At 65.6% G+C, this 12,820-nt stretch carries 9 protein-coding genes; 6 read left to right on the top strand and 3 right to left on the bottom strand.

Annotation, left to right across the window (positions count from 1 at the left end; genetic code table 11):
* Nucleotides 1-17: 17 nt before the first annotated feature.
* A complete protein-coding gene (gene trxB / locus IP90_RS08155; protein ID WP_144899108.1) occupies nucleotides 18-986 on the bottom strand; it encodes a thioredoxin-disulfide reductase in 969 nt (322 codons plus the stop codon).
* A gap of 279 nt (nucleotides 987-1,265) precedes the next feature.
* Between trxB and ald the strand changes: the two genes are divergently transcribed.
* The 5 genes from ald (at nucleotide 1,266) to IP90_RS08180 (ending at nucleotide 7,544) form a co-directional block, all read left to right on the top strand.
* The gene (ald, locus tag IP90_RS08160; protein ID WP_144899109.1) at nucleotides 1,266-2,333 is read left to right on the top strand and encodes an alanine dehydrogenase; all 1,068 of its coding nucleotides are present in this window, start codon (nucleotides 1,266-1,268) and stop codon (nucleotides 2,331-2,333) included.
* Between the two features lie 99 nt (nucleotides 2,334-2,432).
* Nucleotides 2,433-4,790, top strand: coding sequence for a DNA translocase FtsK (locus IP90_RS08165; RefSeq protein ID WP_144899110.1), 2,358 nt, complete (start codon nucleotides 2,433-2,435; stop codon nucleotides 4,788-4,790).
* A gap of 84 nt (nucleotides 4,791-4,874) precedes the next feature.
* Entirely contained in the window at nucleotides 4,875-5,459 is a 585-nt protein-coding gene (locus IP90_RS08170; protein ID WP_144899111.1) for a hypothetical protein, read from the top strand.
* 61 nt (nucleotides 5,460-5,520) lie between these two features.
* Nucleotides 5,521-6,144, top strand: a complete 624-nt coding sequence (lolA, locus tag IP90_RS08175; RefSeq protein ID WP_144899112.1) for an outer membrane lipoprotein periplasmic chaperone LolA — start codon at nucleotides 5,521-5,523, stop codon at nucleotides 6,142-6,144.
* Between the two features lie 50 nt (nucleotides 6,145-6,194).
* Entirely contained in the window at nucleotides 6,195-7,544 is a 1,350-nt protein-coding gene (locus IP90_RS08180) for a replication-associated recombination protein A (RefSeq protein ID WP_144899113.1), read from the top strand.
* A gap of 51 nt (nucleotides 7,545-7,595) precedes the next feature.
* On the opposite strand, the gene IP90_RS08185 is transcribed toward IP90_RS08180, so the two are convergent.
* Nucleotides 7,596-9,866, bottom strand: coding sequence for a patatin-like phospholipase family protein (locus IP90_RS08185; RefSeq protein ID WP_144899114.1), 2,271 nt, complete (start codon nucleotides 9,864-9,866; stop codon nucleotides 7,596-7,598).
* A 271-nt stretch (nucleotides 9,867-10,137) separates the two neighbouring features.
* On the opposite strand from IP90_RS08185, the gene crcB reads away from it, so the two are divergent.
* Complete coding sequence (gene crcB, locus IP90_RS08190; protein ID WP_144899115.1) at nucleotides 10,138-10,542, top strand: fluoride efflux transporter CrcB; 405 nt, start codon at nucleotides 10,138-10,140, stop codon at nucleotides 10,540-10,542.
* A gap of 106 nt (nucleotides 10,543-10,648) precedes the next feature.
* Here the strand turns inward: crcB and IP90_RS08195 are convergent, their stop codons facing one another.
* Entirely contained in the window at nucleotides 10,649-12,652 is a 2,004-nt protein-coding gene (locus IP90_RS08195) for an LVIVD repeat-containing protein (protein WP_144899116.1), read from the bottom strand.
* Nucleotides 12,653-12,820 lie beyond the last annotated feature (168 nt).

The raw sequence follows: 12,820 nt of genomic DNA on the forward strand, positions 1-12,820 counted from the left end.
CTATCCGACCGTAACGATCAAGCGTCCTTGTCCAGGAACTTCTCGGCATCCAGCGCGGCCATGCAACCGAAACCGGCCGAGGTGATCGCCTGCCGGTAGTGCTGGTCGGCGACGTCGCCGGCGGCGAACACGCCCTTGACCGAAGTCGCCGTGGCCCCGCCGCTCAGGCCGGAACGGATCTCGATGTAGCCGTTGTTCATGGCCAGCTGGCCCTCGAACAGCGAGGTGTTGGGGGTATGGCCGATCGCCACGAACAGGCCGTGGATGTCGAGGTCGCGGGTCGAATCGTCCAGCGTCGAACGCAGCCGCACGCCGGACACGCCGGCATCGTCGCCCAGTACCTCGTCGACGGTGTGGTGCCACACCGGTTCGATCTTGCCGGACTGGATCTTGGCGAACAGCTTGTCCTGCATGATCTTCTCGGCGCGCAGCGTGTCGCGGCGATGCACCAGGTAGACCTTGCGGCAGATGTTGGACAGGTACAGTGCTTCCTCGACCGCGGTGTTGCCGCCGCCGATCACCGCCACGTCGCGGTCCTTGTAGAAGAAGCCATCGCAAGTGGCGCAGGCGGACACGCCGCGACCCTTGAACTCATCCTCCGAGGCGATGCCCAGGTACTTGGCAGTGGCGCCGGTGGCGATGATCAGGCCGTCGGCGGTGTATTCGCCGTTGTCGCCCTTGAGGCGGAACGGGCGCTGCGACAGGTCGGCGCTGTGGATGTGGTCGAACACGACTTCGGTATCGAAACGCTCGGCATGCGCCTGCATGCGCGCCATCAGGTCCGGGCCCATCAGGCCGTGCGCATCACCGGGCCAGTTGTCGACCTCGGTGGTGGTCATCAGCTGGCCGCCCTGCTGCATCCCGGTGATCATCACCGGCTTGAGGTTGGCGCGTGCGGCGTACACAGCGGCCGTCCAGCCCGCGGGGCCGGAACCGAGGATCAACAGGCGGCAGTGCTTGGCGGAATTGAGGGAAGCAGGGCTCATGTATACTCGCAGACGGTATGAAACACGCTTTGGACGACCTTTTCCCGACGTTTTCATCGTCGCGGAATCGTCGCTCGAAGCAGCGTGGCGGAACCCATAGCTTGGCGACCGCGACGCCGCTTATCAAGGCGTTCGAACACAACGTTGCGTGCCGTGGCGCAGTGCGTCCCGGGCACGGTGCCAACCTTCACCCGCACAGTCATGTGCGGGTTTTCCGCATGTAGTGCCCGGTTTTACGGATCGACGCATACGGCCCAGCCGGAACCCACGGAGATTGCGATGCGTATTGGCGTACCGAAGGAAACCAAGACCCTCGAAGGCCGCGTGGCGCTGGTGCCGGCCGCGGCGGGCGACCTGGTGCGGCGCGGTTACGAGGTATGGCTGGAGAAGGGCGCGGGCATCAAGTCCGGCTTCAAGGACGCCGAATACGCGGCGCTCGGCATCAACATCGCACCGGACGCGGCGACGCTCTACGACAAGGGCGAGTTGATCGTGAAGGTCAAGGAACCGATCGAGGGCGACCTGGCGCTGCTGCGCAAGGACCACATGCTGTTCTGCTACCTGCACCTGGCCGCGGAACCGGCGCTGACCCGTCGCCTGCTCGACATCGGCCTGACCGGCATTGCCTTCGAGACGGTCGAGCTGCCCAACGGCGACCTGCCGCTGCTGGCGCCGATGTCGGTGATCGCCGGCAAGATCGCGGTGCAGGTCGGCACGCACCTGCTGCACCAGCCAGAAGGCGGCAAGGGCAAGCTGCTCGGTGGCCTGCCATCGACCGAGCGCGGCAAGGTCGTGGTGTTCGGCGCGGGCCAGGCCGGCAGCGCTTCGGCAGCACTGGCGGCAGCCGGCGGCGCCAACGTGGTGGTGTTCGAGATGCGCCAGGACCGCATGGACCAGATGATGCGGCTGGGCAACAACGTCACCACCTTGTATCCCTACGCCGACGTGGTGGCGCGCGAAGTCGCGTCGGCCGACCTCGTGGTCGGTGCGGTCCTGGTCACCGGCGCGCGTGCGCCGCACGTGCTGACCCGCGACATGCTCAAGGGCATGGCCGATGGCAGCGTGGTGATCGACATCTCCATCGACCAGGGCGGCTGTTTCGAAACCTCGCGTCCGACCACCTGGAAAGAGCCGACCTACGTCGAAGAGGGCGTGACCCACTTCTGCGTGACCAACATGCCCGGCGCCGTGCCGCAGACCTCGTCGCAGGCGATCTGCGCGGCGATCCTGCCCTGGGTCAACAAGCTGGCTTCCGGAAGCTGGCGCGACAATGCCGCGCTGGTGAAAGGAATCAACGTCGAAGGCGGGAAGCTGGTGCATCCTGCGTTGCAGGGGATGAAGCTCTGACTGCCGTCGGCCGCCCGTGCGATGGGATCGACTAGTGTTTGAACACTTAACGCATTAAGATCAATCCTCTAGGGGATTTTCTTCAGGTAAACACACACGGTGGCACGCCCGATCCCGGAACGCAGCAAGAAGCAGCGCAACGCCGCCGCACCGCCAGCAGCCGCGGCCCCGAACCCGCGTCGCCAGCGTCTGCTGCGCGATATCGCGCTGATCCTGATTGCGCCGGTGCTGCTGTACCTGATGGCCAGTCTGTTCACCTTCTCGCCCGATGATCCCGGCTGGTCGCATTCGGGCAGCGTCACCGCGCCGCTGCACAACATCGGCGGCCGGGTAGGGGCCTGGCTGGCCGATGTACTGATCTACCTGTTCGGCTATGTCGCCTTCCTGTTGCCGATCATGCTCGGCGTCGTTGCCTGGATCGCGTTGTTCGGCATGGATTCGGACGGCGATGGCGATGCCGACCTGGGCCCGGCGCTGCGGCTGGTCGGCATCGTCGGCTTCCTGGTCTCCGCAGCGGGCCTGCTCTATCTGCGCATCGGCCTGGTCGCGGATTTTTCCGCCGGTGCTGGCGGCATCCTCGGGCAGCTGGTGGGACGCTCGCTGGAGCGAGGCTTCGGCGCGATGGGCAGCAACCTGTTCCTGCTGGCCCTGCTGCTGACCTCGATCACGCTCGCCACCGGCCTCTCCTGGCTGGCGGTGATGGATCGCCTCGGCAAGTGGGCGATGGCCCTGCCGGGATTGTTCCGCCGCAGCACGCAGCAGGCCGTCGAATGGCAGGAAGCACGCGCCTTCCGCGGCGAACGTGAGGAATCGCGCAAGATCGAGACCGAACTGCGCGCGAAGCGCACCCCGGTGAAGATCGAACCGCCCGCACCGGCGCAGGTGGAAAAAAGCGACCGCGCCAAGCGCGAGCAGCAGATTCCGCTGTTCCATGTCGGCGACGGCACCGGCATCCCGCCGCTGGCGCTGCTCGACGATCCCAAGCCGCAGCAGAAGGGCTACAGCGAGGAAACGCTGGAGACGCTGTCGCGGCAGATCGAATTCAAGCTCCGGGATTTCCGCATCGAGGCGCAGGTAATGGGTGCCTATCCGGGTCCGGTGATCACCCGTTTCGAGGTGCAGCCTGCGCCAGGCGTCAAGGTCAGCCAGATCAGTTCGCTCGACAAGGACATCGCGCGTGGCCTGTCGGTGAAGTCGGTGCGCGTGGTCGACGTGATCCCGGGCAAATCGGTGATCGGCCTGGAAACACCGAACACGCACCGCGAGATGATCTATCTCAGCGAACTGCTGCGCTCGAAGGAATACGACAAGTCCGGCAGTCCGCTGACGCTGGCGCTGGGCAAGGACATTGCCGGCCGTCCGCTGGTCGCGGACCTGGCCCGCATGCCCCACCTGCTGGTGGCAGGCACCACCGGCTCGGGCAAGTCGGTCGCGGTCAATGCGATGGTGCTGAGCCTGCTGTACAAGGCGTCCGCGAAGGAACTGCGGATGCTGATGATCGACCCGAAGATGCTCGAACTCAGCGTCTACCAGGGCATCCCGCACCTGCTGGCGCCGGTGGTCACCGACATGAAGGAGGCCGCCAACGGATTACGCTGGTGCGTGGCGGAGATGGAGCGCCGCTACAAGCTGATGAGCACGGTCGGCGTGCGCAACCTGGCCGGCTTCAACAAGAAGGTGAAGGATGCGCAGGACGCCGGCCAGCCGCTGATGGATCCGCTGTTCAAGCCGAACCCGGAACTGGGCGAGGCGCCGAGGCCGCTGGAGACGATGCCATTCATCGTCATCTTCATCGACGAGTTCGCCGACATGATGATGATCGTCGGCAAGAAGGTGGAGGAGCTCATCGCGCGTCTGGCACAGAAGGCACGAGCGGCCGGCATCCACCTGATCCTCGCGACGCAGCGACCGTCGGTCGACGTGATCACCGGCCTGATCAAGGCCAACATCCCCACGCGTATCGCGTTCCAGGTGTCGAGCAAGATCGACTCGCGCACCATCCTTGACCAGTCGGGCGCCGAAACGCTGCTCGGCCACGGCGACATGTTGTATCTGCCGCCGGGCACGGCGATGCCCGAGCGCGTGCATGGCGCCTTCGTCAGCGACGATGAAGTGCATCGCGTGGTCGAGCACCTGAAGCAGAGCAGCAGCGGCCCCGATTACATCGAGGGCGTGCTGGAAGAAGTGCAGTCGATGGGCGACGGCATCGTCGTCGGTGCGACCGGGCTGCCCGAAAGCAGCGGCGGTGGCGGCGACGAAAGCGATCCGCTCTACGACGAAGCGGTGCGCATCGTCACCGAGACCCGGCGCGCATCGATTTCCGGCGTGCAGCGGCGGCTGAAGATCGGCTACAACCGCGCCGCGCGCCTGGTCGAGGCGATGGAAGCCGCCGGCGTGGTGACGCCTCCCGAGCACAATGGCGACCGCAGCGTGCTGGCGCCGCCGCCACCGAAATAACCCTCTCGATGCGCCACGATACGCGCTGGCATGGCCGCTCCTGAACGGCTAAGCTCGTTGCAGGGGCGTCATAGGGGATGGCTCATGATCGTTTTTCGCTGGCTGCCGGCGGTCGCGGTCGCGGCCGCGCTTGCCTCGTGCCTGTCCATGCCCGATGCGGATGCGCAGGCATGGCTGCGCTGGAGCAAGGCGTCGGTCCAGCAGCACGATCCGGCCAAACGGATCTCAGCGCCCAGTCACCCAACGGCAGCGATGACAGCGACAGCCACATCCGTTCCACGGCGTGGCCCCTCCATAACGATCAGCGAAGCGCCACCAGGCATCCCGACCGTTGCCGCGCCCGCAGCGGGAGCAGTGGACGCCATGGCTGCTGCAACAGACACAAGCCCATTGGCAGACACGACAGCGCCTGCGCTTTCGCCAGCCAGTCCGGCCATTGCCGTTCCGACCCGTGACGAGCCACCGGTGCTGCGGGCTGAACCGCTTGCCATTGCGACGAATGCGAACGCGGCCGCCGCGGCGCCTGCCGACATCACGACCTGCAACGACTGTCCGACGCAGGACGAATTGAAGGCCACGCCGGGCGGTGCGGCATCGTCGGATGCCGGCGCGCAGCAGGATCGGCCGATACAATCGGAAATCAAGCGCCGATTGCTGCAGGGCCATTGACCAGTCGCTATTCAGCTGCCGGCTTGCAGACTTTCCGCATCGCTTTCCAGGAATACCTGCCATGAAACGCGTTGCCTTTATTGCGGCCATGGCCGCGTCCGTGTTCTCGCTCTGCGCCATGGCGACGGCGCGCGAGGACCTGACCGCGTTCACCCGTGGCCTGAAGGGATTGGACGGCCAGTTCACACAGCGGGTGTACGACAACAACGGCCAGTTGAAGGAGTCGACCAGCGGTCGCGTCGCGTTGTCGGCGCCGCGCCTGTTCCGCTGGGAATACCTCAAGCCTCACCCACAACTGATCGTCGCCGACGGCAAGAAAGTCTGGGTCTATGACCCCGACCTGCAGCAGGTCGCCGTGCGCGCGCAGGGCGTCGAGGAACAGGACAGCCCGCTGGTCGCGCTGATCGACCCGCGCAAGCTGGAACAGGATTTCCGGGTCGCCGAAGCCGGTACGGATGGTGGCCTGGACTGGCTGCTGCTGACTCCGCGCAACGAAGACCAGGCCAGTTTCCAGTCGGCCAGGCTGGGCTTCGGACCGGCGGGGCTCGTGCAGATGAAAGTGGTCGACGGCTTGGGCCAGCGAACCGAAATCGTGTTCAGCGACTGGAAACGCAATCCGGATTTCGCGAGAGGCACGTTCACCTACACACCGCCGAAAGGCGTGGACGTGATCGGCACGAACTGAGCCGGACGGCCCATCGCGGCCGCTGCGATCGGCGGCGCTAGAATGCCCGCGTGGCCAAGAGCAAACCCCGGTTGAGCGACGCCAAGGATCTGCTGAGCGTCGATCGCGATGCGCTGCGGCCGCTGGCCGAACGCATGCGCCCGCAGACGATCGACGAAATGGTCGGCCAGCGCCGACTGCTGGCGCCGGGGTCGGCGCTTCGCACGTCGATCGAATCCGGGCACGTGCATTCGATGATCCTGTGGGGGCCTCCGGGCTGCGGCAAGACCACGCTGGCGCTGCTGCTTGCCAAGTACGCCGACGCCGAATTCCACGCCATTTCAGCAGTACTTTCCGGCCTGCCTGAGGTGCGACAGGTCCTGGCCGAAGCTGGGCACCGTTTAGCCGAAGGCCGGCGCACCGTGCTGTTCGTCGACGAGGTGCACCGTTTCAACAAGGCGCAGCAGGATGCATTCCTGCCGCACATCGAGCGCGGCACCATTCTGTTCGTCGGCGCGACCACGGAGAATCCTTCGTTCGAACTGAACTCGGCACTGCTGTCGCGTTGCCGCGTGCACGTGATGGAATCGGTGTCGACCGACGACATCGTTGCCGCATTGCAACGCGCCCTGGCGGACGAGGAGCGCGGACTTGGCGGCCGCGGGCTCCAGATCGACGACACCGCGTTGCGCGAGATCGCAGGCGCCGCCGATGGCGACGTGCGCCGCGGGCTGACCTTGCTGGAGATCGCCTCCGAGCTGGCCGGCGAGGGCGGCACCATCGACCGCGACACGCTGCGCCAGGTGCTGGCCGATCGCACCCGTCGCTTCGACAAGGGTGGCGAACAGTTCTACGACCAGATCTCCGCACTGCACAAATCGGTGCGCAGCTCCAATCCCGACGCGGCGTTGTACTGGTTCGCGCGCATGCTCGATGGCGGCTGCGATCCCATCTACCTTGCGCGCCGGCTCACCCGCATGGCGGTGGAGGACATCGGCCTGGCCGATCCGCGCGCACTGCAGATGGCGACCGAGGCCTGGGACGCCTACGACAGGCTCGGCAGCCCGGAAGGCGATCTGGCGCTGGCGCAGGTGGTCATCTATCTCGCCAGCACGGCCAAATCCAATGCGGCCTACATGGCCTTCGGTGCCGCCAAACGCGACGTCGAGGAATACGGTACGCAGGAAGTGCCGATGCACATCCGCAACGCGCCGACCAAACTGATGAAGCAGCTCGGTTACGGCAAGGGTTACCAGTACGACCACGACCGCGAAGGCGGCATCGCGATCGACCAGACCGGGTTTCCCGATGCGATGGGCGAACGCGTGTACTACCAGCCGGTCGAGCGCGGCATGGAAATCAAGCTGAAGGAAAAACTCGACGCGCTGCGCAAGGCGCGAGGCGAGGCCGCGCGCGAGTAGAATGCCGACCGGCCACATGTCCCAATCGGCGCATGCGAGCGGCGAATGGCATTACTCGGTCTCGCGCGGCCGCAGCAGCGAACCAAAAGTGAGGTACCACGAATTGGCGCCGTCGCTGGCGTGACCGTAGCCCAGGAACAGCGGTCCCAGGAACGTGCTGATCCCGGCAAAGACGCTGCCCGAATAGATCAGGTCGTCCGCGCTGATCAGATCCTTGCTGCGCCAGGCGTTGCCCGCCTCGAGACTGCCGCCGACGAACAGCGGCACCGAAAACAGGCGGTCTTCGCCCATGCGCCGGAAGAATACGGCCCGCCCGAATGCAGTCTGGTTGCCGACCAGCGACCGCTCGGCGTGTCCCGACAGGTTGAGGAATCCGCCGAGGAAATCCTGCGCTTCGATGAAGTCGTCGTTGTCGTCCAGCGCGCTGCTCATGCGCAAGCCCATCAACAGGCGATAGCGCTTCTGCGCTCCCCAGCGCCAGACCCAGTCGCCGGTCAGCCGCGCAACGTCGGAATCGACTTCGCCGCCCGCGGCCTTGTTGTACAACTCGTAACGCAACGACACGCGTGCGCCACTGGTCGGAAAGTCCGCATTGTCCAGCGTGTCCCAGTCCGCGATCATGCGAACGCCGGCGAAATCGGATTTGACGGTGGGGAACTCGACCGGATCGCCGATCAGTCGTTGCCCGCTCACGCGGCCACGCACCAGCGCCGCGCGCAGCCGCCAGTAGGGCACCGGCGAATAGCCGGCTTCCAGTGCAGCGATGCTGCGCCGCACGCGGTACTTGGCCACCTCATCGTTGTCCTCGAAAAGCGAGACGTTCTCGGTACGCGTCATCAGCGAAGGCGTTGCGTAGAAATGGCCGAAATCGCCGAACGGCTGGTGGAATTCGGTACGCAGCCCGGCAACGCGTCCGGACCAGAGATTGGTGCGCCATTCGGCGCCGAAAGTGTTGAGGTTGGTGACGGTCAGTTGCGCGGACAACTGATAGTCGCTGTAACCGTTGAAGTTGTCGTTGATCTGCAGCCCGAACTTGGCGAACATCGGCCCCCAGGGCTTGTCGACCGGGATCACCTCGATCCCGTACTCGCTGTCGCGCTCGGCCGGACGGTAGTGGATGTTCTGGTAGTTGCCGCGCCCATAGACCGAACCGATGTCCTGCTCGATCCGGTCGACATCGAACGGCTTGCCGACATTCGGCGCCATCGACCGTTCCACGAATCTTGGCGATGCCGTCGAGTCGACGAGGACATCGACGAACTTGATCAGCCCCGGGTCGAAATCGCGCTGGCGATGCTGGTTTTTGTAGGCGGCGTAGGCCTCCGGCGACACGCTGAACCTGCGCAGTTCCGGAACCAGTGCCTCGGCCGCCTGCTCGCCGATCACGACCGCGCTGTCGGCGTTGCCGAAATTGGCGCTACTCATGTCGCCGAGTTCAGGCGTGATCAGCAGGTCCTCCGGCGTCAGCGTGGCCAATGTGCTTTCGGTTTTCTGGCGCATCAGCGTATCGATCATGCGCGACATGACCGATACCGGGTTGCCCAGTTCCACGTCCGAGCGCTTGCCCAGCGGTGCCCCCACGTCGACGACGATCAGCACGTCGCTGCCCATCTGCCGCGCGACATCGACCGGCACGTTGTCGACGATGCCGCCGTCGACCAGCATGTAATCGTCCAGCCGCAGCGGCGCGAACGCGCCCGGCACCGACATGCTCGCGCGCATCGCCATGGCCAGGTCGCCCTCCTTGAACACCACCGGCTGGCCGGTGCTGATGTCGGTGGCCACCGCGCGGAACGGGATCGGCAACTCGTTGAAGTCGTGCACGTCCCAGGTCGACAGCACCAGCCGGCGCAGCAGCATGGTCAGCTTCTGGCCCTGGATGAAGCCAGGAGGCGTCACGACGCGGCCATCGCGTACGCCGAGCTCGAAATTGAGCAAGTCGCGGAAGTCGTCGTCCTTGCGCCGCATCGGCAGCTGCTCACGCGGCGGGTCGTCGCGGAACAACTCGGTCCAGTCGAGGTTGGTGAGCACCGCCTCCAGTTCCGTGGCGGAATACCCGGCCGCGTACAGGCCGCCGACGATCGAGCCCATGCTGGTGCCGGCCAGGTTGCAGATCGGAATGCGCTCGCGCTCGAGCACCTTGAGCACGCCGATGTGCGCCGAACCGCGCGCTCCGCCGCCGCCCAGGACCAGGCCGATGCATTGCCTGGAGTCAGCTGCCCGCGCCGTCGGCGCGGAAGCAGCATCGGGTGTCTGCGCCAGGGCAACGGGGGTAAGGCAGATCAGGGCCAGCGACGACAGAACACGCAGCATGTGGGACATGGGCAAGGTCCGTTGCGGAACATGGCGATCGATGCGCGATCAATGTTAACCACGTTAGCGGACGGCTTGTCGATGTTTTCGTCACGCCTTTTCATGCAGGCGATGCGCGTCCCGAAAGCCGGCGGCATAATCCGGCAATGCAGGGCACGTCCGCGCTACCCGCCGACCGGACGTTGTCACGGTCGATGCGGCGACGGAACGTGGCATGGGTGTTCCTGCAGGACACTCCATTTGTCCGTGCTAGCGGACAGCGAATCGCGAAGGGATCGTCATGAATCTCGGACTCTGGTGGCAGCAGCTGTTGCTGGTCATGGCGGGCGGAGCGCTCGGTGCGGGCGGCCGCTTCTGGTTGACCGGAGTGTTGCTGCGCCAGCTGGGGAGCGGCTTTCCGTGGGGCACGCTGGCTGCGAACCTGGCCGGATCGTTCGCAGCGGGCTATCTCGCGATCTGGCTGGAGGACAAGGGGCCGTCGGCGTTGTACCTGCGCGCGTTCCTCATCGTCGGCCTGCTCGGCGGGTTGACCACCTATTCGGCGCTGATGCTGGAATGCCTGCTGTTCGCCCGATCCCAGCGCAGCACCATGATGCTGATGTACCTGGCGGTGACCTTATTCGCTGGATTGGCGCTGGTCTTGCTTGGCGCGCGCGTGGCCATGCAACTGCGGCCGTTGGCCTGAGCATCCGCCGAAAAAAACGATCCGGCCTGCGAAGCCGGATCGTATCTGTTCCCTTGTGGCGGTGGTCTTCAGGCCACGCGCGCGCCAATGGATATCGCTGACATGCTCATGGATCGAGGCGTCCATCGGCGCGCGGCGTTCCGGACGGGCGGCCTTTGGTGCGCGAAAACACGTGCACGCCGGTTTCACCACCCAGCACCACCAGCCGCCCATCGGCCAGCGCCTGCATGCGTTGCGGAACCTGGTGACCCAGTTCGGTCTGCTTGAGCAGGCGCGGCGAGGTGGGATCGGAGACATCCAGCTCGTGCAGGCCGTTGTTGTCGGCAAACCAGGCGCGATCGCGGCGTTGCGCGACCTTGTTGAAGCCGGATGATTCACCTGACTCATAGTGGCCGATCAGCATCGGCGCTTCCGGCTTGGAGATGTCGATGACCTGCATGCCCGAGGCGCAGGCCACATAGGCCAGCGAGACTTCGCTGTCGATGGACAGGTCGAAGGCGTTGCCGCAGCCCTTGTTCAAATGCGCGACTTCGACCGGTTGCGCCGGGTCATTGAGGTTGTAGATGCGCAGGCCGCCGGTGTCCGAGTTTGGCTCGGCGCTTTCGACGAGGAAGGCATGGCCCTTGTCGACCTTCAGCCGATAGGGCTGCGCCGACAGACCGCCCTGCCAGACCAGTCGCGGCTTGGTCGGGTCCGACACATCGGCCACGCCGAACAGGCCGCCATTGGTCCATTTCGCGATGTAGGCGTAATCGTCCTTGACGTCGAGCACGGCGGCGAAGGGGAAGGGCAGGCGCCCCAGTTCCACCGGCTGCCGGGGGTCGGACAGATCGACGTTGATCAGGCCATAGCCCCAGGCCACCACGTAGGCCGTGTCGCCGACCAGCGACAGCTGTTCGAAGCTGCGCGATTGCAGGTAGGCCGGAAGATCGGCCTCGAATCGCGACAGCGGCGCCAAGGTGCGGGAGTCGCTGAGCATCAACCCGTAGTTGGGTTGCAGCAGCAGCAACGTGCGGTCGTGGAACAGCGGCGCGACATCGCGCGCGCCGACGCCGCCGGGCAGCCAGGAAGTCGCCACATGGCGTGGCTTGGCCGGCGCGCTGACGTCCAGCGACTGCATCAGGTCGGTATCGGTCTGCAGCAACACGGTCTTGCCCAGCGTCACCGCATGGCGTCCGCCCAGGGTGGAGATGTCGAGATGGCCGGCGGCACTGGGCGCATCGATATCGGCGATGTTCCAGATGTCCACACCATCGCTGTAGCCGAAGCTGTAGTAATGCGTGCCCACGCGCAGGCCGTGCGTCGCCGGCGGTACATCCAGCCAGCCGCGCTTGATCATCTGCATGGGATTGCTGAGGTCGAACAGGCTCAGCTGGTTACCGATGCCGATCGCAAGCCCCGGTTCCGGAGTCAGGCTGAAGCTGTCGAGACCGTCGACCAGGTGCTCGGCCATCCGGTAGGGCGCGTCCGGATTGCTGACGTCGTAAAGATGCAACACGGTGCCGCCGATCCAGCTGCGGCCGGTGGCATGGATCACGTTGCCATGGGTGACCAGCCGGGTGTACTGGGTCGGCGTGGATTCGATCGCGCTGCGCACGAACGACGGCTTCGCCGGGTCGGCCAGGTTGCTGACGAACACGCCGTGGTTGTTGTCGAACAGATACAGATGGTCGTTGGCGACGGCGATGCCGATCACGAATTTTTCCTTGCTGTCGACGTAGTCCGTGTCCTGCGCGACCAGCACCGGCCGGTCCTGATCCGCCAGCGAATACGTCGCCACGCCGCTGGTGCCGTCGTGGCCGCGCCAGCTGGCGTACAGGTAGTCGCCGCGGCGGACCAGCGAGTTGATCGCGCCGTCCGCAGGCTCAGTGGTCGCGATGCGCAGCGGGGCGCTGGGCTGGGCGTAGTTCCAGGTGGCCAGCACGCGGCCGGTCGGAATATGGACGTATCGGCCGTCGACGATCGGTTCGGCGCTGACTGCGCCGCCGCGGATCAGCGACAACTCGAGCGTACGGTCCTTGCCGGCAGCGGCCTGCGCGGGCGTGGCATGCAGGGCAGGGGAGAGCGCGAGGGCGGACAGCAGGGCGACGGTGAGCAGCTGCGGGGACATGGGTTGGCTCCTGGGCAATCGACGGGGGCGTTGGAAGGTTCTTGCTTGCTGGCGCGGGTACTGGCGGGGGCCAGGATTCGCATCCGTTCACAGATGCGCAGCGCGCTGTCCTGCGACGTTGCAGCGGCGGCGCCGCAGCGTCATTCCAATCGTTTGACGATTGCATTA

This window comes from Luteimonas cucumeris (genome assembly GCF_007830035.1).
GTDB lineage: Bacteria > Pseudomonadota > Gammaproteobacteria > Xanthomonadales > Xanthomonadaceae > Luteimonas_C > Luteimonas_C cucumeris.